Consider the following 22417-nt stretch of genomic DNA (forward strand, 5'->3'; position numbering starts at 1 on the left):
AATCTTCGCTGCGTCCTTCGCTCATAAACTTAATAGGAATACCAGATGTATTTGATGTAATTAAAGTACCTGGTGTACGGTGTTGTTCTAGTTTTTCAAATACTTGCTTTTTAATGTCAAGTCTTTCTACAACGACTTCCATGATCCAATCTACATTTGCCACTTTTGCTATATCATCTTCAAGATTACCAGTCGTAACTCTGTTAGCAAAATCTTTGTGATAGATTGGTGATGGTTTAGATTTTAATGATGCAGCTAATGCATTGTTTACAATACGGTTTCTTACAACCTTGTCTTCTAAAGTTAGTCCTTTAGCTTTTTCGGCATCGTTTAATTCTCTTGGTACAATGTCTAATAATAAGACTTCTACACCAATATTGGCAAAATGACAAGCAATACCGCTTCCCATAATTCCGGATCCAATAATGGCTACTTTTTTGATTCTACGTTTACTCATATCTATTTTAGAATATTATCTTTTTGATTGTATATTTTCTTGTTTGAAATTAGTTCATTAATGACTTCGGCTACTTCATAAAAGCTTTGAAGCTTCTCTAATGGGATGTGTTTTTTTATGGCATCATTAAAGGTTAATACCTTTTCTCTAGAGTAAGCTCTCTTTTCTCTACCAAAATCTGTAAGGTGTATTAAAACACCTCTGCCATCTTCAGGGTTAGGTTTACGCTCAATTAAACCTCTTGTTTCCATAGTTTTTAGTATTCTGGAAAGGCTAGTTGCTTCCATACCCATTTTAGGGCCTAATGAAGTAGAAGGTGTTCCTTTTTCAGGATCAATACTTAATAGCGTAAAACCTGTTGCCATAGTACTATCAAACTTGGCAGCTTCTTCATTATACATTTTGTTTACTGCTAGCCAAGTAGTTCGCAAAACATAATCAATAGTTTTATCTTTCATTTAAAATATTTTCAATGATTCAAATATAATAAATTTTGTTATGCATGCATAATAAATAATGATAATTTAACATAAAAAAAGACCTTTTATTAAGGTCTTTCTATTTTTGGGTATGTTTAATTGTATATTTTATCATAAAGATCTTGATAGATGCCTTTTATAACATCGCGCTTCATCTTCATAGTTGGTGTAAGTTGACCACCATCTATAGACCAAATATCTGGTGTGAGTTCAAAGCGTTTTATTTGTTCCCATTTACCAAAATGTTTGTTACAGTTATCAATTTCTTTTTGTATTCTGTCTATAACTTCTTGGGATTCTGAAATTTCTTTGTTGCTTGTACCTATATTTAGTTTTTTACGTTCTATCCATTCTTTGATAAATTCAAAGTTAGGTTGAATAAGTGCGGCTGGCATTTTTTGTCCTTCACCAATGACCATTATTTGTTCTATGAAACGCGATTGTTTCAATTCGTTTTCTAATAGGGTAGGGATTACGTATTTTCCGCCAGAGGTTTTGAACATTTCCTTTTTTCGTCCTGTAATTTTAAGGAAGCCATCTTTGTCTACTTCACCTTTGTCTCCAGTATGGAAATACTCTCCAGTCATAACGCTTGCGGTTTTTTCTGGGTCTTTGTAGTAGCCCATCATAACATTAGGGCCTTTTACGAGTATTTCGCCATCATCAGCTATTTTTACTTCAACGTTGTTGATGAGTTTACCTACAGTTCCTACTTTGAACATGTTGTCAGCATATTTACCTACGGAAATAACGGGTGATGTTTCTGTAAGGCCATAGCCTTCCATGATTTGCATTCCGGCGGCACAAAAAATACGTGTTAGTCGTGGCTGTAGTGCAGCACTTCCGGATACCATAGTGTTAAGGTTACCACCTAGGGCTTCTTGCCACTTACTGAAAATGAGTTTTCTGGCAATGCTTAATTTGAATTCATACCAAGCTCCGTTTTGCTTATAGGGTTTCCATTGTTCTCCTAATTCTATAGCCCAGTAAAACAGTTTCTTTTTGATACCTGTAAGGTCTTCGCCTTTGGCGTATATTTTATCGTATACTTTTTCTAGTAGTCTAGGTACCACACTCATGAGGTGTGGTTTTACTTCTTTTATGTTATCGCTTATCTTGTCTATACTTTCAGCAAAGTAAATGTTGGCGCCTGCGTATTGGTAAATGTATATTAATACGCGTTCAAAAATGTGACAAATAGGAAGGAAGCTTAAAACAATAGTTCCGGCACCATAAATAGGTAAGCGCGGAATACTGTCTAGGGCATTACTAACAATGTTTTTGTGAGATAGCATAACGCCTTTGGGTCTGCCTGTGGTACCAGAGGTATAAATGATGGTTGCTAAATCGTCTTCGGTTACATTGTCTTTTCTGGCTTCAACTTCGTTTTGGTTGCTTGTGTCTTTACCTAGTTCAAGTAGTTCAGAATAGTGTTTGCAACCTTTGATATGATTGAAAGAATAAACGTCTTTGATTTTTGTTTTGTGCTTAACCTTATTGACTTTTTCTAGGACTTCTTCGTCAGAAACGAAACAGTAAATAGACTCACTGTGGTTTAATACATACTCGTAATCTTCAGCAGAAATGGTAGGGTATATTGGGATGTTTTGGGCTCCTGTTTGTAGGATGCCTATGTCCATGATATTCCATTCGGTTCTGTTTGAGGATGAAATTACGGCTATTTTATCGTTTTTTTGGATTCCTAAACGTAAAAGTGCACGACTCACAGCATTAGCTTTGTCTATGTAATCTTTTGTGGATGTGGCTACCCACTTACCATCATATTTAGTTACTAAAGCTTTTTCAAGGTTGTATGTTTCCAGTTGGTAATATGGAAAATCAAAGAGTCTAGTTATTTGTGTCATTGGTTTAAGTACGATTGAAGACATGCAAATTATGAAATTAGAAGTGATTTTCAAATATGTTGTTAAAAAAAGGGTGTTATTTTATGATTTTGATGTTTTAAGGGTGTGTAAATTAAGGATATATAAATTTTGTGTTTTTTGAGAATAGCTGTTGAATTCTCTTACATTATTTGTGAGATTATTGGGGTTTTTGACCCGAACTCACCCGAGTTGACCCGACTTTGACCCGAAGTTAACCCGAACTAAACCCGAAGGAAACCCGAACTAGACCCGAAGTAGCTATGGGAAACAGTGTAGGGTGATGGGCGTGGGACTTTTTGTTGTTATTTGTTATTATGTGCGTTGTTTTTTTTGATGATTTTTTCTGTTTGCTATTTTGCAAGATGAATTGGTAAAAGCGGTAAGGGTTAGGAGGAAAACAATACCTGCTATGGAATTAGGGATATATGTTTTGTGAGCGGTTTTGGCTTTGGGAATGGCAGAAGTTTTTGAAATAGATGTAAACAAAATCATTACTTTAGAAGACTCTGATTGGGATTCGTTTATAACTACTAACAGAAACTATGTTTTATGATTACCTGTTATTTTTTAAAATGTACTATAATTGCTAATACAAAAATTAAGAAACCAATCACTCCAAAAGTATAATGTATTACACCATTTTCAGATTTAAAACTACTAGCTATAATAATAAAAGCTCCTGAAAGTATATACAAAAACACAGGATTTGTTTTTTGAAAATTTATCATCATTTAATTGTAATATAAGGTACTTTTCATAATCATTACCAAAAGTTTATTTTGGTTTTAAAGTTATTTGTTTTTTAACTCAGTTCTTTGTTGGCAGCAGTAATTATTTCATTTATTGTAAGTTCAAAAGGAATTACAATGCTTTTATTTGATAATTCATCAATTTTCTCATTTGAGTAATCTATATATTCAATTTTTGGATTAATATCTTCATATTTAAAATAAAAGGGGTCATCCATTGTCATTAATGGTCTAATTTTATTATAAGGAAAGTCTTTTGGTAGTTCACAAGCAATTTTTTTCTTATTATTCCAGTACCTTTCTCTAAATTCTTTTTTTACATTCCAAGGTGATTGTAATATGTAAACAATATTATTTTGTGGAATATTGAAATTAATGGATAATTCTTTAATCCTTTGTGGAATCTCATTTTCAATAGAACCTCTTGCCCAACCAAGGCTAGTTTTAATTTCAATGATGAATAGTTCTTTGTTTTTGAATTTAATTAAAATATCTGGTTGGAATTTCCCTTTTTTTTCTTCCAGTATAATTTCAAAATCATCTGATAGATATGATTTTAGGTAAAAGGCAATTATATCTTGAAACAAGTCAGAGTTCGCAACTTTTTTCATTCTTCTAAATTCAATTTTTTGCTTCCAAAGGGCTAATTTTATTTTAAAAATATGCTTATATATTGATTTAGATATTTCAAGGTTTTCTATATCGAAGTCACTTTTATTTGTTTTATAAAAAGCTTCTATAAATTTTATATAGTTATCTGTTAAGTTGTTGTGCTCCAATGGTTTTGGTTTTTATTGCTGTCAACGTGTTGTGTATGGTTTGTAGTGTTTTAGACTAAGTTAATTAAAAAGGATAGAAGAGTTGCGGGATTTCACTAGAAATCTGCGAAGTTTGATTAAACACTATGAACGATACACGTTGTTGTAGGTAGTTTTTATTTTGCGATTTTCTTTCTTTTCAAATAAGAGATATAAAATTCAATATTATTATCTGTCTTAAAAGGTCCATATAAATTGTTGTTTTCAATATTATCTTGGATATTAAAAAAATCTAATAGCTTCTGAATTTCATTTTCGTTTTTTATAATTTTAGTATTTCCGTCTATTTCTATTTGATAGATACAGAATACACATTTTTTAATATTTAATTGTTCAGCGTATTTAATTGTCCCATATAGCCCTGTAATTAATTGATACTTTAAATCATTAAATTTTTCTATATCAGTGGTCTGCCATATTGAATATAGAATATTTTTAATCCTATTTTGAATATTAGATTTTAACTTATTACCTTCTTCCCACTTCTTTTTTATGGTCTTATCAAAATCTTCATTAACTTTTGCTTCAATACAAATTGCGATTTTTTCATTTTCATTTTCGGAATACAATGTTAAATCATGATTTCTTTGTCCTCCTCTAAAATCATCTAATTTGGTTATTTGTTCTGGAATTGCCAATAGAATATTTTGATTAGAACTTATTTTGTTAAGGATATTATATTTTATATCATCTTCAAAAGTCTCATCTAAAACAAGTTTTGCAAATTCTAAAGCACTATGGTCTACTTTCCATTGAGTTTCTTTATCCTTTGGTCCTGCTTTAGCATACCACTCAAAAATGTTTTTTATTTCTCCTGCAATTGTCATTTTCATGTTTTATCAAATTACCTACAACATATGGATAAACACCCTCGTGTGTTTATTTTGATTATGTATATACCTACAAATCTAACAGATTTTTTATAAAATCAAAGCTGTGTTTTGATATAAGTGTATGAATTTGTGTGGTTTGGGTTGCTGATTAAGTAAAAGTTCTCGAGCCAAAAGGGAGTACGTAGGGTTTTCCGAGTTGGTGAGGACAGTGCCATTACTTATAGGTATTGTTGGTAAACGTAATTATTTATATAAATTTTAAAATGAAACCTGATTAGACCTTTGATTACATTGATTCATTAATTCAACTTTCCATTCATAACCAGGAAAAGCATTTTCTAAAGACTGAGAAGCTGTTTCACCATTAGTACCACAACTACTACCATTATATCTATAGATATCAATAGCAATAGTTCCAGCATTGAAGTCACCAGATTGTAAATTAACGCTATAGCCGTTTGCAGCTATACTAAAATCAGGTGCACCTGGGTTTTTAAAATACAATCTAGTTGGATAACATAATTCAGAAGGATCGCAAGAACCAAATCCATCATTTATTAATGCACCTGAACCATCAGCTGTAAAATCAATTAAAGCAACTATACTTGAATTTTGACAAACTAGTTGAACATTGTTGATAATAGGTGCAGTCATATTTGAGCAAGGGTCGTTCAAAACATTAGCGTTTATTGTTGTTGTTTCAGAAAAACCTTCTTTTGTTATTTCAACATCGAAACTAAAACTCTCATCATCGCCTGATAAAGATTTAAATGAGACATTTTGACCACTTAAAGATTCTAACTCAACATTAGAATTTGAAATGTTTGTAATGGTTATTTGGTCAGAGTTACTGTCAAAATAGACATTTTCAGATGTTTCTTGATAATTTATAGGATTACCAAAAAGAGCTGTAAGTTGAGTCCAATAACCATTTAAAGTATTTAAAGAAGTAATGAAAAATCCTGTCTCTTGTGAAATTCCACTGTCGTTTGAGTTCATACTTCTAAAATTAGGAGTAACATTTAGACTAGCTTCTGATTCACTATTAAATTCTTCTAAAACGTCTAAAAATGTTTCTTGAGTTAATATCCAGTTTGCACCAATAAATGACCTTAAACTTGATTTAAACTGTATGAAATGAGGTCTTACTTCAGTCATATAAATATATGCAGCTGTTCCTAATCCAAGAAATGTACCAACTGCAGATAAGCCAAAAGATGCAGGTGCTAGATATGCAGAAGCACCAGCCAATGTCAATATTTGTAGAAATTCTTTTGAGCTATTCTTTAGTGCGATGGCACTGTTTCCTAAATTTTCAGCGGTACAACTGTAAAATGCTTTGTTGTTACTTGTAGGACAATCTGATTGCGGTGTTCTTGACAATATTGTTGGGCCATTTAAATTAGTGATAATATCATTTTTAAAATTTTCAAAAACTTCTTTATTTGCCTCATAGAACATAGCAGTTTGTCTTTTTTGTTCATCGCTTAATGAGTTATATAATGCTAAAACTTCTGTATTGTACGACTGTGCTTCTGTAATTTCATTTGCAATAAATGGGTCGCTATTATCCAAATTGCCTATGTCAGTACTAAAATTATCAAATACGTTTTGAATTATTTCATCAGTGTTTGAAACTTGTGTTTCTGTAACGTTGAATTGAAGAGTTCCTAAAGAAAGTGATAACGAGTAAGTTCCTTCTTCTATCTCAGGGACTGAAAATATTAGAGAATTATCATCATATTTAATTAATGTGATTTCGCTATTACCAAATGTGGCTTGATAAGTGTTGTTTGTCAGTTCTAAATTACTAACTGTAACTGAAACAACTTCAAATGTTTTGACGTCGTTGTCTTCAACAGCTAAGTTTTGTTCTGTTGGTTGTTCAGGTACTATTAAGGAATTATCATCTTTAGAGCAACCGATAACAATAATTAACGTAAAAATTAGAAGTACTTTTTTCATTTGTTATTACTTTAAGTTTCAAAACTAATTTTTCGCAATTGTAAATAAAATACCTAATAGTAGGTATTTTTGTTCTTATGTTTGCTAATGGTCTTGGCTATGATTTGCTTCGCTAGTTCGCACTTCGTACCCGTGTATGAAGTAGGCGAGAATAAGTAATTACTTATAGGTGTTGTTTGTTTCCAACAGGCTTTATTTTTAATTCCATAATGGGTAGAAATCTACCCTCGATTGAAGTTTCTAACTTTCCAATTACTTTAAATCCTATTTTCTCATAGAAATTTGCAGCATTTGGGTCAGAATCCAATATGATTTTTTCGGTTCTTGTTTTTTTAATCCGCTCAATAAAATCATTCATTAACATTTTTCCATATCCGCATCCTATATACTTTGGTTCAACAAATAAATTCTCCAATTTTATGTTTAGTTCGTCAATTTTGAAGTATGAATAATATCCAATTATTTTATCTTTAGAGTCAACCAATTTATACACTTCTTTTTCAAAAATATAATTTTCAGATACCATTAAATCATCTCTCCATTTTTCGATTTGTTGCATACTATAATCCCAATGAGATTTAGAACGAATTGTTAGTTCCGTTAATTTCTTCGAATCTGTTTGTATGCTTTTCTCGATTTTCATTTTTCAGCTTGTTACTGACATGTAGATAAACACACTCGTGTGTTTATTTTTATAATGTATATACTTATAAATATAAAGGATTTTTTATAAAACCAAAGCTGTGTTTTGATATAAGTATGTGAATTTGTGTGGTTTGGGGTGTGTTGTGCCACAGAATACTTGTGTATGCTTGAGGTTTTTAATGTTTATGAAAAAAAGAGGCCAAAACGTTTTATGGTTTTGACCTCTTGGGGTAATTGATTAATAGCTACGTTTAATTTTGTTGCGCTGGTTTGTAAGTGCCACAAAGACAAGGGAGGTATAGATTATTCATAACTTCTTGTTCCACATTAAAAAATCGTGGTATTGTTGTGCCACCACCGTTTCCTATACTTGTGTAGTTAAAAACAATAGTACCTCTAACTCCTCTAGAGACATCTCCTGCGTTATCTGATAGGTTTTGTGAATTATTATAACCAGAAGAATTAGAAGTATTAGAAGTATCTCCTTTAATAGCAGAAGAGGTAATAACCCAAAAAGAGACGTTGTCATAATTTGAATTAGATGAATAATTACCAATAACAATGGCTTGTGTTATTTGTTCGGCAGTAAATGCTCTTGCATACGGTTCGTTGGGATAGCTATTCTTGCACATTTCATTTGCTGCTTGCCAACCAGTTTTGCCATTGTAACTAAATTTTCCATTACTAGAAGGGGCGCTTCTACCTAAAATATAAGGCTCCATAAGTACTGGGTTAGTTACCGTAGAGGCCGTTTTGGCATGTAGTGCATACGGTACACTTAATAATTGGCTTGTGGCTGTTATGGTATAGTTTGTTCCGCCGGTAGGGTCTGTTTCTGTTTTTATAAAGTATGTGTTATCTGCCCAGTTTATGGTTGTTAAATCTCCAGATATAATTGTACCTGTTCCTATTTCAATACTTATTAGTCCGTTTTGGTTTGTAGTAGGTGCGTGTGTTTCAGTAAAAACCGTATTGCCTGATGCATTGCCTTGTAAAATACTTATTTGCATACTAACATTGGTATTGCTTATAAGCTCATTTGCAGCATCTCTAATTACTGCTTGGTAATTCATTTTTTCTGGTGTTTGAGCTTGCATGCTAAAGTAACAAATAAGGGATAAGGCTATGTATAGTTTTTTCATGTTACTTAATTTTTAATGATTTTGAAAGTTTTGATGTGTTTAGATTGTTTGTAGATACTTAAAAAATAAGTAGCCGCAGGGTATGATTGCATATTGATTATGGTTTGCTGGTTTGATATTTTATGGAGGCTTAAGGTTTTTCCTGAAATGTCTGAAAGGTTGTAAGATGTATCATTATTATAGTTTTCTATTTTGAGTTGTAGTGTGTTTGTTGTGGGATTAGGAAATGCTATCATTTTTAGCGATATATCATTATTAATAGTTCCTAATGTTTGAGAAATAATATAGGGTTGCTGAATACCTTGTTCTATAGTTCCGTGAGTTGATGTACTGTTTGTAAATACCGTTTGACCTATTGTGTAGCTAATAGACCCTTGTGATGATTGTGCATTGTTTGCACTACTTACCATACTATTTTGAGCTAGCGTGCTTATAGCGGTTGATAGAAAAATAATGTGTAATAGTTTTTTCATTTATAAATAGATTAGGTTTTCTGGAGAAATAAGGTGTAAAGTTAGGTTGGTTACTATTTTATGACAATACGTAGGTCTACGTATAGTATTTTATGAAAAAAAGCCAAAACGTTTTACGGTTTTGACCTTTTAAGGTAATTGATTAATAGCCTCTTTGATATTTTTAAATTACGATCATATGGTATTGAGGTGTGCCATATTTCTTAAAAGTGTTGTTTTACATTTTTGTAATTCTTCTTGTTGTTGTTTCATTGTCTGAATAAAGTTTGAAAATGTATGTTCCTGAAGACAGGTCTTGAATGTTGATGACATTTTCAATTTGATTTAGATTCATTACTTGTCTGCCCAACGTATCATAAACTTCAACCTTATCAATCGTTATGTTATTAGGTATTTTAAGGTTTAGTATGCCGCTATTATTCGGGTTAGGGTAGAGTTTGATGTTTTGCAATGCATTAGCATCGTTTACACTTAATGTTGATACAACCGTTACTTGTGCTGTACATGAGCTTGTATTGTTGTTACTATCTTGAGCCGTAAATGTTACATCAAACGTGCCTTCTTCAGTAAATGTGTCTTGAGATAGACTTACGATTAAATCTGTAGTGCTCGTACAGTTATCTGTGCTACCGTTGTTAACATCATCAGGTGATATTGTTACAAAGCCTATCGTTTCATCTAATGGTACTGTTATGTTTTGACATACTGTAGTAGGTGCTATAGCGTCTGTAATGACCACTCTTTGTATTTGTGTAGACTGATTACCTGTAGTGTCTTGATATACCCAAGTAACTAAATACTCTCCTGGTTGGTTGTAGGTTGTAGCATCTGTTGTTGAGGCTGTAACGGCACCACTACAATCATCAGTAGCTGTTGGCGCTGTTAAGGTTACACTACATTCAGCCTCTACTAGCGGTAATGTATTAGTGTCTGGTATAGGCGCAGAATTTGCGTTATAAACCGTAATAACATAGCTTTTTTCTTCAACATCACCATGGTTGTCTGCAATGTTTAAAATCACTTGGTGTTTACCTATTTGGTCTTGCGTAGGTGTCCAGTTTATGACATCACCGGTAAGTGTCATGCCTGCTGGATGTGTAGGCATGGTTAATGTTAAGTCGTCTTCAGAATCAGGGTCAGAATAACTCACCGTAAATGTATAAGGGTTACAAGGATCAGTAACATCTGCTAGACTTTGAGTTTCTAGTTTAGGGATGTTATTAACATCAGGACTGATGAATTCAAAGTCAATGACGTTTGATAAGTTAGATTCAGTAAAAGACCCATCAGCTTCTTCTCTCATAGCCGTTACACCAAATTTGTAAGTACGGCCAGGAGCTATTTCAGTAAAGTCGAAAGCAGTTGCGCTACCAACACCTTGGCTTTTGCTAAAGCGAGAAACTTCTTCTTCATCTATATACATGACGTAGTGATCAGCATCTCTTACTGGATTCCAAGCAAGTTTAAAGACATTGTCAACTAACTCACCAATTAGCGTTGGTGTGTTTACAGGAGACTCATTTACAACAGTAAATGTCGTTGTCGCATAAACGTATTCAGCAGGGTTGGATTCGTCTTCAATTTTAGCATACACATGGTATGTACCACTTATTAAATCTGATGCATTGAACGTGTATTGATTTGTGTTATCGTTTTCAGATATATCTCCAACTATTTGTTTACCATTGGCACCTTTACCATCAATATCATAATATAGAGACACTAAAGCATCACTATCAACGTCTTGGTCGCTCCAAGTAATTGTAAGGTCTTTTGTGGTATTGTTGTAATTTACATTTGTTATTTCGATTTCAGGCGCATAACCCGCACCGAAAATATCAAATTGATATGTGTCAGTTCCTTCAATGTTAATTTCGTAGTCACCCACTTGGGTATCTTTTAAGATATAGAAAACTCTGGTGTTTTCATTACTTTCAGTATATAAAGCACTGTTTGTTTCAGCATTTGTAGGCGTTAAAACAGTACCGTCAGGAAGGCTTAAAGTCGCGTTAGGGTAGTTGTTTTCTCCTTCTATACGCACAATGATGTTATCATAACTTTGAGGCAGATTGAAAGGTATGGCTGTATTGGCATTTCTGGCTTGAAAAACCAAGCTACTACCTTCTAGACGATTAGCCGCTTTTGCATTGAGGTCATTTTCAAAATAATGCCCTTCAGGTAATTGGCCACGTTCTCCGAATGAAATCGGTCCAAGTCTACCGCCAACGTTCACATTACCACCGTATTCAACATCAACATCAACAGTTAAAACGTCAGCAATGGTTGTGCTTGCTTTGAACTTGTCGTTGTTTATTTTAGCTTGAAGATTAGCAACTGTGAAAGGTAAGAAGTTATTAACAGCTTCGCATACCGTGCAGTTACTAGCAGGTATTTCAGGAATGGTAAGAGACATATCAGCCGACGCTTCAGCAAAGAGTCCGTTAGATCTGTTTTCTACAAGCAGAGAAACATCACCTCTAAATATTTGAAAAAGGTTTACATAAGCACTCGCATTAAGGCCTAAACTATTTACTAAAATGCTTCCGCCACCAACTTCTTGATTAAGAACAAGAATGGTACCACTAGCTTCAAGTGATGTACCAAATGTGTATGCCAATTGCATGTTGTCTAGCTTTAAAATATCTATTGGCGCAATAGGTTTTAAATCTACACCCAAACCTATAGAAAGCGGTGGCACTTGAATACCGTTTATAAAACCATTACCACCAGACAATTCCCACCCAGTATTTGCTAATGGTATTCCAGGGCTGATTTCTACTTCTAAAGAAACAGCATCTAAACCGCCATTTATTATTTGTACGCCACCAGCAATAGATGTTGTTTTACCTAATAAAGATAATTTTATAGCCGCAGAACCACCAAAAGAGTTTTCGAAAGTGTCAAAGTTTACTGATGCGTTACGAAGCTCGAACGTATTGAAAACTTTTACAGAAGGGTTTCCGTTTATGCTAGAAGACCCTGCAATGTTTACACCCGATTCTACGACACGTAATCTATCAATAGTGACATTTACTTCCGGGCCAAAAACTTCAGTAGGTAAACTTACCGAGCCACCAATTTCAATACCAGGGTCGGTACCAGATATGATTTCAAATTTTGAAAACTCTATAGGAATACCAACAAGGGTGAAAAAAGTAGAAACTCCTGTTGTAGCAGCATCTAAAGCGGTGTTTATATATGGGTTGCCATCTATGTCTTGTTCTATTTTAAGAGCAATATCTCCTTCCATAAGGTCTACTTGAGGACCACCAAGACTACCGAATTGCGTAATGTCTGTAGTATATACTTTACACTGACAACTTACATTGTTATTTGCCAAGTTTACTGTCACGTCATCACCAAACTCCATTTTACCAGCATGAACATTACCACTTAAAATATATTTTCCATCTCCTAGATTGGTGGTTCTGTCTGCCTCAAACATTAAACCATTGACAATGATTTCAGCAGGTTCAATACTTTCTCCCGTAGTATCAACAATAGCGTATGGCTCTTGAAGGTTTGTGTCAAAACCAATATAGCCATTTACGGTACCAAGAACATCAGGGCTGAATATAACTTCAAAGTCCATAGTTTCTCCAACGCCTAGTGTTATGTTTGTTAATACTCCTTGATCTTTAAACATAAATACGCCATCACCGTATGTGTTGTTTATAACTAAATCTGCAGTTCCGGTATTTTGTATTGTAAAAGATTGAGGGTTAGAGCGGCCAATACTTGTTTCAGGAAAGGTAATAGGTTCTGCATCTAAAACAGTTAGAGCAGGAAGTAAAGCGCCGCCAAAAGCTTTGATTTTAACAGAATAATCAAAGCCACCCACATTTTCGTTATTTAAAATAGGACCTGTTCTTAAAGCAATCTCTCCGTAAGCTGATGCTAACGATGGCGAATAAGCGATAATGATATCGCTACTTTCTCCAGGTTCTATAGTAAAAGGGAAATTATTAAACGTACTCCATTCAGAAGGTAATTCTGTGAAGTTAGGAATAGAAAACGTACCACCAGTTTGATACAGTGCTGTATTTTCGCTATAAATAACCATGGTAGCTGATCCGGAATTGGTTATAGTGTATGGTGTATATGATGTACCACCAATTTCAACATCGGTCATTTCTTTAACGCCTTCGCCTTCAAAGTAAGCCAGGTCTAATACCGTGTAAGACCATAATAAAGGATCTCCTGTTATGGCACCAGGGTCAGTATTTGTAGTAAGTTGTAATTCTACATTTTTATAACCCGTTGATAAAGGTGTTGCTTGAATTTGAACATTACGACTTTGGCCTTCGGCTACATAAAAAGGTAAAGTCATATCAATACTATAATCTGGTTCGTCATCTGCGTCAATTCCAACTTCGACAAGTTCAAAATCGGATATTTCTAAAGTACCAACACCATTGTTTGTAATGGTAAAGTTTTTGGTAACGGTTTCTCCAATTCTAATATTTTCAGGGAAGTCACCATTTTTAGTAATATTAGCATAAGGAGCAATAGCAGTACCACTTAAGAATACACGAAAATCACCATCGTTTGTATCAAGGTTTAATCTAGCCGTATATCCGCCTACGTATGTAGGATTGAATGTCACAGGTATTATTGAAGATTCCCCAGGAGGTATTGTGATAGGTAAGCTTAATGTTTCAGAAATCTCAAACTGAATAGGGCCAAAGTTACCGAGGTTGTTTGCTATATTGGCATCATTGATAATTAAATCGCCACTACCGTTGTTGTGTATAGAAAGTAGTTCGGTACGTCCTTCTGTAGATATTTTTGTGTTTAAAAAGAATATAGATGTTCTGCTTAATTCAATTTCAGGCGCAACGCCAGTTCCCATTAAATTAATACCTATAGAGGCATTATCATCGTTGCTTTCAACCACTAACGGAGCAAAAACATTACCACCTTGTTGCGGATTACAAGTTACTTGAAAAGTTACGCTATCACCAGCAGGAATAGTTAATGGCGTGACAATACCGCTAGCTGCAAAGTCAGCACTAGGTAAAGTGATGTTTTGAATTTCAACAGCATCTGTACCAAACTCGTTTGATAATGTTACTGTTTGCGGCGATGTTGTAGTACCAATTTGCGTTTCAGGAAATTCTAATTCAGCCGGACTCACTCTTAAAGAAGAGCTGGTAGCATTTGCTAAAAGGCTAATGCTATGCGGACTGCTATCTACATTACTTGTGAAATTTATTTCGGCTGTTTTACCACCAACAGAAGAGCCTGAAAACTCTATGTTATAAGTTGCAGAGCCACCAGCAGGAATCGTTTGAGCACTATTATCCGTTATAGAAAATAGCTCGCTATGCGTTCCTGAAATTTCTAATGCAGACACTTCTGTTTCTAAAGTTCCAGGGTTTTGTATTTCTAACGTGTAAGTAGCTACTTCGCCAACTCTGGTGTTGTTTAAGTTTATTTCTGAAGGAAATGCAATTTCTGATTGCACACCAACGCCTTCTATAGTGACTGGAATGGCTGGGTTGGTATGGTTTTGTACTGTGTAATACATATACGCTCTTCTAAAACTAGTATTACCTGGTGTAAAAGATAAATCAACAATTAAGGATTCACCTTGAGCTAAAACCACAGGGAATGTAATTGGTGTTGTTATAGCAAAATCAGCAGTAGCATCAGCACCAACAGGATAATCGTCAAAATATATGCTGTCTATGAAAAGTTCACCTTCACCATTATTTGTTATTGTGTTTGTACCTGAAACCGTTTGGCCAACTTCTACATTGCCAAAATCTGTGTTAGAGTATGACGGGTTACTGGCAAAAACATGTCCGTTTAAATTGATGTCAGTTTGATAGTTAAAAAAGTCATTACTAGTAACAGTGAGTGTTGTAGACCTATCAAAAGCATTACCAAAGGTCATAGGTGTTGGAGAAAATGTTATAGGAACATTATACGTGTTTCCAGGCGTAATGATTAGTGGTGTAGTAGGTGGCGTGAATGAGAATGATGTCTCTGATGAAGTATCTAAATTGAAATTAGAGATTTCTAAATCTTCATTACCTATGTTTTCTAGTATTAAATCTTGTGTTGTGTTTGTGTTTACGTGAATGGTACCGAAGTTGGGATTTGTAACTCTTAATTCAGGATATACAGCCGGTACGGCATAAGCTGTAATAGGTAATTGATAAATTTCAGTACCACTAGTTTCTTCAACTTCAATGTTTAAGGTAGCAGTGTAAGTAACGCCTTCAGTAGTAGCATTAATTCCTACACCTAAATTTCCTTGACCACCGTTAGAATCATAATAATAGTTTCCAGTAAAAAAAACGCCTGCAGCATCATCAGTTATATAAATGTCTGCTATGTAGGATGCATTGGGTTCGGTTTCAGGATCAGAATCAGAAACCATTACAAAAGCTTCCCAATGTTGTCCTACTTCTACATTACCCATATCAATTGGGTTAGGAGAAAATGTCAGTGCTTGAGCATTTAAATTAGTAATACTAATTAAACATAGTATTGCTAAAAAACAGATAGATTTAAGTGATGTAAAGGTTTTCATAAGCATAAAGTTGTTATTAGTTAGTGAGCTTAATGAGGCTGATATTAATGGTTTACTAAATTAATTATGATGTTACTGAGTGGCAATACGTAGGTCTACGTAATAACAAAAAGTGTAAAGAGGCCAAGACATTTTAAAATCTTGACCTCTTAAGGTAATTGATTAATAGCCTCTTTTAATTTTGTTTAATGACTTTAAAACTTTGTGATTTGTCTCCATCAGAGAGTTTTAAAATGTATATTCCAGATGGTAGTTTTGAAACATCAATGGTTTTTGAAGTTTGGTTATTTGCTTTAAAAACCTCTTGTCCTTGAATGTTGTATAAATGATAACTGTATTCCTGACTAGAAGTTTTGATATTTAGAACATCTTTTACAGGGTTAGGGTAAATACTCAATTCTTTAAAATAATTATTATGTGTGTTTAATGTATTTAAGTTGATTGTGTGTGCATCAGAAAATGGAGATCCAGCAAAAGCATTATCAATAGCTTGTACTTTGACTGTAAATTGTGTGTTTTCACCTAGATAGTTATCTGGTATATTCCAAGTAAAACTATTGTTTAACATGGTGTTTCCGTATTGAGCAATTTTGCGCCATCCATTATTTTCTTGAGCCATTGGACTTATTACATGTTCTGGGCTACCTATTGGATTTTCTTTAATTAATATATTATAGCTTAATCCAGAATTTGGTGTTTCGTTATCTGAAGCTGTATTCCAAGTAATTGTAATGGTTTGATTACTATTAATTACTGACGATACATTTGTAGGTGCTGATGGGATTGTGTTTGCTTCAATAGTATTACTTGTAATAGTATTGTTCTTGTATATAGCCGTAAACTGTCCTTGGTCAGAAGGTCCTGAAGTGGTATCTTTTCCTGTTGCTATAAGATCTAAATCGCCATCGTTATCATAATCTCCCCAAGCAAATGAAGATTGAAAAACACCATTTAAGTTTATGTCTAATTTGCTAAATGTGCTATCGCCATTGTTGGTGTAAATTTCAGAAATAAGACCTAATCCTGTAGCAGCGCCTGACAGCAGTATGTCTATATTACCATCATTGTTATAATCTCCCCAAGCTAATGATACATGTGTTGTTTGTGGAAAAGGTTGGGTTCCATTAACAGGGTTTACAAGTTCTGTAAATGAACTACCTGCGTTGTTGGTAAATATTTTTGTTGTTCTGGTACTTGCATTAAATCCAGAAATCATGATATCTATATAGCCATCGTTATTATAATCAGCACAAGCAATAGCTGAAAAGCTATCAACACCTGTTAGGTTTGCTGTTGTTAACTCGGTAAAACTACCATCATGATTGTTTAAGTATATTGAAGAAATACCACCACCACTAGTTACTGTTGTATCTCCAGCTAATAAAATATCAAGATAACCATCGTTGTTAAAGTCAGTCCAAGTAGCTTTACTTTTTGTAACAACAGGAAGTATTGCAGCTGTTTCTTCACTAAATGTTCCGTTGCCATTATTTTTATAAACTTTGGTTATTTCACCACCGCTAGAAGATAAGGTTGTGTCTCCGGTTAATAAGATATCTAAATCACCATCATTATCATAGTCTCCCCAAGTTATAGATGCATCTATAACTCCTGGTAAGCCATGCGTAGTTAATTCGGTAAAAGTATCATTACCATTATTTGTATAAATACTTGTTGTAGGGTTGAAGTTTGAAGATCTTCTTCCAGCTATTATAATATCAAGATCACCATCGTTGTCATAATCTCCCCAGCTAGCATTAGGTAATTGAATACCAGTAAAGTTTCCAGGAGAAAGCGGATTGTTTAGGTAAGAGAATGTACCGTCTCCATTGTTTTTATAAATTCTTGCAACGCTACCAGAACCAATGTGTCCAGACATAAGAATATCTAAAAAGCCATCGTTATTATAATCTCCCCAAGCTACAGAAGAAGAATGTAATGCTGGCAATGTACTAGGTGTAACTTCAGTAAAGATAGAAGGAAGTGGCGTCACTGTAAATAGTGTTGGGTCATTTTCACCACTATGGTTAGGATTTCCATCTCCATTAGGGTCTGGATCTGTTCCTGAATCAGAAAGATCCGTTACTATTACTGAACCAAAGTTAGCATTAATAGTATTTTGTGTGCTATATTCTCCTTCGCCATTGCCTTGATCTGTAATGTTTGTGACTTCAATAACTAGTTGTATTTGGGCTGTGTCACCAGAGGACAAGGCGCTTCCTGAATTAAATATTTCAGTATCTGTAGTACCATTAAAGTTATTATTTATAGATAAGCTTCCTGGGTTGTCAATAAGTGCTAATGGTGAAGATATGCTGTAATTTCCAGAACCAAAAACCATGTCTAGATCTTCAGTAATACTTAAATCAGATAAATTTTCCAACCCTAAATTTTCAATGTAATAATCAAAAGTTACAGAGTTACTGTTTACTGTGGCAGATTTTGCTATTCCAATATTAGCGTTGAAGTACTCATAGGCGCCTAAATCGATAATTACGTTAGATATTCTAGGGTTTCCAGCTAAATCTAGAGTTTGGTTTGTACTACTGTTTTCGCCCGCATTAATAGCAATAGAATAATCTGTTAATTTGAATCCACTTGTATATATAGGGTCTGTGTTTTCAATGTTATTACCACCATCATTTATACCTGATGGAATGTTACCATTATTTCCTGATGTATTATTAAAGAATAAACAATGCGACACAACAGAAGTATTTGTTCCTCCATTGTTTATGTTTCCGTTGCTACCACTGTTGTTAGTGAATATGCTATTTGTAGCCGTAACGTTACCAGCAAATGTATGAATGCCACCACCGTGAGACGCCGTGTTGTTTGCTATAGTACAATTTACCGTTGTAAGGTTACCACTTTCGGCTGAAATTGCGCCACCACCAGCAGTTGCTATATTGTCAAAAAACAGACTATTGGTAATAGTTGTTGTAGTTGCACTGTTGCCAAAATTTATTATGGCACCACCAACACCATTATCGATTCCGTTTCCGTAGGCGATATTATTTTTAAAGATGCAGTTGTTTATGTTGATGTTTTCAGCATTTCTAATATAAATACCAGCTCCAGTACGACCTATGGCTACTTGCGTGTTGTCAGAGTCGTCATCGGCATAGCCGTTTTCAATGATAAACCCATCTAATGTAGCATTGTTTTCGTTTAAGGTTATGATGCTGTGAGAGTCTCCTGAATTTGGCGTGTTGTCATTGTTTAAATCACCTGAAAGTATCGTTAGGTTTTCTGCCCAGTTACGTTCATTGGCTGAAGTTTCTGTAGCATCAAATCCTCCGAGAAGGGTTATGTTACTAGGAATTGTAAAACTGTCAGTTTCAAGTAAACCTGGTTTGTATGTGCCAGATGCTACCCATATCTCATTAGCGCATAAAGCATTGTTGATAGCATCTTGTAGGCTCGTGAATGCGTTGCTCCAATTGCTTCCATCATTTGCGCCAGTTGCACTAGCATTTACATAAAGAACATTAGGTGAGCCAATACAAGAATCAAACTCATAAGCACCTCTGTCAATATTAGAGCCAATAATACGCTCATTACCATCTAAATCATATGTTGTATTGTTATGTGATGAAAGACCTGAATCAATAGCGTTTGAGGTTACCGAAACTCTAAAGTTTTTATTTAAAGCATCAACAAACAAAGGGTCGTTAGATGAATTTGAGTTGGTATTGTAAATGTTGTTTATAATACAATGGGTTGTGTTTGAATTAGGAGCGTAGATTTGTGTGTTTAATTGCGTGTTCTCTGGATCATTTGCCCTTGTATTGTCCCAAATAATTGAATTGTGAACATTTACTGTTGCTGTAGTTCCGTTCCAAACTCTAATGCCAGCTCCAGCTTCAGAGTCGCCATGATTTTCTGTTAATGTGCAGTTAACGATATTATAGGTTGTTACACCATTATCTAATATGCTTATTCCACCACCTATTCCTATGTTACCATAAAATAAACTGTTTGTGATGTTTAGAACACCATCATCATTAGTGTTTTGTCTTGACCAAATAGCACCTCCGTTTTGATTTGCTGAGTTGTCATTAAAAATGCAGTTTTCAATATTTACATTTAAAGTGGCTTCACCAGAGAACGTTTCGATAGTTATAGCTCCGCCATTACCACCATTACCACTAGTTCCACCTGTAGAGGAATTGTCTTTAAATGTACAGTATTCAAGATTTATACCTACTGTACTTCCGGTAACGCCATCTAAAAACAGTGCTCCAGCAGATGTTGAAGATTGGTTGTTTTGAAAGATACAGTTTTTTACATTTGGAGTAGAGTTATTACCACTTAAAGTAGTTCTGTTTAACCAAGCGCCAGCTCTTTGACCATAGGTTGAAATTTTTACAGCATTTCCTTTTTCAATGGTAAAACCATCTAATAGCATATTGTTGCCTACGTTTGTTGTTTTAATGATATTATAGCTGTTGTCATTCATTTCGTTTGGAGCGTTAATGTCTCCACTTAAAACAGTTATATTATTTTCCCAATCTCTTTGGTCAGAACTAGTTTCAGTGCCACTAAACCCTCCAAGTATTATTATATCTTCAGGAAGATGAAATGATTCATCACGATTACCAGCTATTTGGTTGTTACCATCATCTGGATAATAGGTTCCTTGTGCTACCCAAACTTCTTGTGCCGTAGTACCACAATTTGAGTTGTACATATCCAAAGCGTTTTGTAATGACGAAAACGCATAAGCCCATGAACTGCCATCTTGATAACCACTTGTATTGTTAGCGTTGACATACATAACATTGTTGCTAAATGTAGGACATTCAGATGCTCCGTGCTCGTAAGCTCCTAAATCTGTGTTATTACCAGCCAATCTTAAATTATTGTCTAAGTCTCTTAAGCCGTTATTATAAGAATTGTTTCCAAAGTCAATGGCTGGAGACGAACTTTGTAATCTATAATTTTGATTGGTTTCATCAACAAAAAGGGGATTGGTATCCAGAATATTTGTTCCGTTACTATAACCACCTTGTATAATATTTGTGTCTGCAATACCATTAAAGCTTTGAATATTGGTTGTGTTATTCCAAATAATAGAATTGTATAAAGTATTTCCATTGGTAGCATTTAAGCGTAAGGCAGTGCTATTGTTTGAAAACGAAGAATTGGAAATATTAATTATTCCATTTCCATTACTTAAAGCAATAGAAGCATTGTCGTTAAAAAGCGTGTTTGTTATTGTTAGTGTTTTATTCTCGTTTAAATTTATAATATAAGGTATGCTATTGTTAGAGAATTGACACTTGTCAATAAGAATGTTACCATATGGATTAATTACAGAGCCTAAACTATGTACAGATGAATTACCAGAAAAATTACTTTTTGATATTGTTGCGTCTGTACCATTGAAATAAATAGCAGAACCACTTATACCATTATTTGCTATATGTGAATTGTTAGTAAAAGAGCAATTTTCTATAACAGGTGGTAAACTACTGTTTCCACTAGTATAAATAGCTCCACCACCTGAACCTGAAGAGTTGCCGTCAAAAATTGAATTTTTAATAACTGTGCCTTCTGTTGTCCCCATATAAAAAGCGCCTCCTCTACTTGCTGTATTTGATGAAAACGTACAATTATCAATAATAGGACCTCCATAGTCCCAGTTTAAGGTGTTGTTATAAATAGCACCACCTTCGTTTGCCATGTTTGTTTCAAAAGTACAGTCTCTTATTATTAAGCTTCCTGGTTCAATTTCTACAATATATATAGCGCCACCTTTGGCGTTGTAAGAAGTAGTGTTTATTGCTTTATTATTTATGAACTTGCAATTTGAAATAACGGTAGCGTTTGCACCTCGTGCAAACATGCCTCCGCCCTCATTACTTCCATAACCACCTGAATTATCAGCGTTGCTATTTGTAATTGTAAAACCGTCTATAACATTGTAGTCGCCAGATGCCCAAAAAATGGTATAAACAAAGTCTTGTTCATTATTGTTTTGTTGTATATCACCATTTAGAATGGTAGGGTAGAGTTCTGTGTCTCTTGAGTTATTGCTGGCATTGTAACCGCCCAAAAGATTAACATAGTTTTTGTTTAACAAAAAATAACTAGAACGGTCGTTATCGGTTTGGATAGCTCCTAAATCTGGATAGTAATTTCCTTGTGCAACGCGTATTTCATCATAATTGTTGGCTGCATTTAAAGCGTCTGTTAAGTGCTCATATGCATTAGTCCAAGATGTGCCGTCATTGTTTCCGCCAGAAACATTAACATCTACATAAATAGTGTTTTGAGCTGATATACTTATTGTAAAGACTAACGTGAATGATAGTAGTAGCTTTTTCATTTAGTGTGTGTTTAGGTTCTATAGGAAATGCTAAACTAATCACAATGAGGTTGGTATTCAATACGTAGGTCTACGTAGTAAGCAAGACGTTTTTG

At 34.2% G+C, this 22417-nt stretch carries 12 protein-coding genes; all 12 read right to left on the reverse strand.

Features of this window, described 5'->3' with window-relative positions:
- The coding region (locus ACN5J3_RS08510; protein ID WP_418511454.1) for a 3-hydroxyacyl-CoA dehydrogenase family protein at positions 1-457 on the reverse strand (457 nt) is incomplete at its 3' end.
- 2 nt (positions 458-459) lie between these two features.
- Positions 460-915, reverse strand: coding sequence for a MarR family winged helix-turn-helix transcriptional regulator (locus tag ACN5J3_RS08515; protein ID WP_344729827.1), 456 nt, complete (start codon positions 913-915; stop codon positions 460-462).
- Between the two features lie 116 nt (positions 916-1031).
- Positions 1032-2801, reverse strand: coding sequence for an AMP-dependent synthetase/ligase (locus tag ACN5J3_RS08520; protein WP_417290049.1), 1770 nt, complete (start codon positions 2799-2801; stop codon positions 1032-1034).
- Positions 2802-3382: 581 nt separating this feature from the next.
- Complete coding sequence (locus tag ACN5J3_RS08525; RefSeq protein ID WP_418511455.1) at positions 3383-3553, reverse strand: hypothetical protein; 171 nt, start codon at positions 3551-3553, stop codon at positions 3383-3385.
- A 71-nt stretch (positions 3554-3624) separates the two neighbouring features.
- Positions 3625-4350 (reverse strand): hypothetical protein, encoded by a 726-nt coding sequence (locus tag ACN5J3_RS08530; protein ID WP_418511456.1) that lies wholly within the window; start codon positions 4348-4350, stop codon positions 3625-3627.
- A 155-nt stretch (positions 4351-4505) separates the two neighbouring features.
- Complete coding sequence (locus ACN5J3_RS08535) at positions 4506-5216, reverse strand: DUF6946 family protein (protein ID WP_418511457.1); 711 nt, start codon at positions 5214-5216, stop codon at positions 4506-4508.
- 264 nt (positions 5217-5480) lie between these two features.
- Positions 5481-7187 (reverse strand): hypothetical protein, encoded by a 1707-nt coding sequence (locus ACN5J3_RS08540; RefSeq protein ID WP_418511458.1) that lies wholly within the window; start codon positions 7185-7187, stop codon positions 5481-5483.
- Positions 7188-7350: 163 nt separating this feature from the next.
- Positions 7351-7830 carry a GNAT family N-acetyltransferase gene (locus ACN5J3_RS08545; protein WP_418511459.1) on the reverse strand — a complete coding sequence of 160 codons (480 nt, stop codon included), beginning with the start codon at positions 7828-7830 and terminating at the stop codon, positions 7351-7353.
- Between the two features lie 253 nt (positions 7831-8083).
- Positions 8084-8974: a hypothetical protein gene (locus ACN5J3_RS08550; protein ID WP_418511460.1), complete on the reverse strand. Its 891-nt coding sequence runs from the start codon at positions 8972-8974 to the stop codon at positions 8084-8086.
- 5 nt (positions 8975-8979) lie between these two features.
- Entirely contained in the window at positions 8980-9447 is a 468-nt protein-coding gene (locus ACN5J3_RS08555; RefSeq protein WP_418511461.1) for a T9SS type A sorting domain-containing protein, read from the reverse strand.
- A 217-nt stretch (positions 9448-9664) separates the two neighbouring features.
- Positions 9665-15988, reverse strand: a complete 6324-nt coding sequence (locus ACN5J3_RS08560) for a choice-of-anchor D domain-containing protein (protein WP_418511462.1) — start codon at positions 15986-15988, stop codon at positions 9665-9667.
- Positions 15989-16163: 175 nt separating this feature from the next.
- Positions 16164-22322 carry an FG-GAP-like repeat-containing protein gene (locus ACN5J3_RS08565; protein ID WP_418511463.1) on the reverse strand — a complete coding sequence of 2053 codons (6159 nt, stop codon included), beginning with the start codon at positions 22320-22322 and terminating at the stop codon, positions 16164-16166.
- Positions 22323-22417 lie beyond the last annotated feature (95 nt).

Origin of the sequence: Corallibacter sp., from assembly GCF_048381695.1 — a bacterium.
GTDB lineage: Bacteria > Bacteroidota > Bacteroidia > Flavobacteriales > Flavobacteriaceae > Corallibacter > Corallibacter vietnamensis.

Excerpts from the sequence above, each read along its gene's own strand:
- ACN5J3_RS08515 (WP_344729827.1), bottom strand. The coding sequence starts at position 915 with ATGAAAGATAAAACTATTGATTATGTTTTGCGAACTACTTGGCTAGCA.
- ACN5J3_RS08520 (WP_417290049.1), bottom strand. The coding sequence starts at position 2,801 with ATGACACAAATAACTAGACTCTTTGATTTTCCATATTACCAACTGGAA.
- ACN5J3_RS08525 (WP_418511455.1), bottom strand. The coding sequence starts at position 3,553 with ATGATGATAAATTTTCAAAAAACAAATCCTGTGTTTTTGTATATACTT.
- ACN5J3_RS08535 (WP_418511457.1), bottom strand. The coding sequence starts at position 5,216 with ATGACAATTGCAGGAGAAATAAAAAACATTTTTGAGTGGTATGCTAAA.
- ACN5J3_RS08540 (WP_418511458.1), bottom strand. The coding sequence starts at position 7,187 with ATGAAAAAAGTACTTCTAATTTTTACGTTAATTATTGTTATCGGTTGC.
- ACN5J3_RS08545 (WP_418511459.1), bottom strand. The coding sequence starts at position 7,830 with ATGAAAATCGAGAAAAGCATACAAACAGATTCGAAGAAATTAACGGAA.
- ACN5J3_RS08550 (WP_418511460.1), bottom strand. The coding sequence starts at position 8,974 with ATGAAAAAACTATACATAGCCTTATCCCTTATTTGTTACTTTAGCATG.
- ACN5J3_RS08555 (WP_418511461.1), bottom strand. The coding sequence starts at position 9,447 with ATGAAAAAACTATTACACATTATTTTTCTATCAACCGCTATAAGCACG.
- ACN5J3_RS08560 (WP_418511462.1), bottom strand. The coding sequence starts at position 15,988 with ATGAAAACCTTTACATCACTTAAATCTATCTGTTTTTTAGCAATACTA.
- ACN5J3_RS08565 (WP_418511463.1), bottom strand. The coding sequence starts at position 22,322 with ATGAAAAAGCTACTACTATCATTCACGTTAGTCTTTACAATAAGTATA.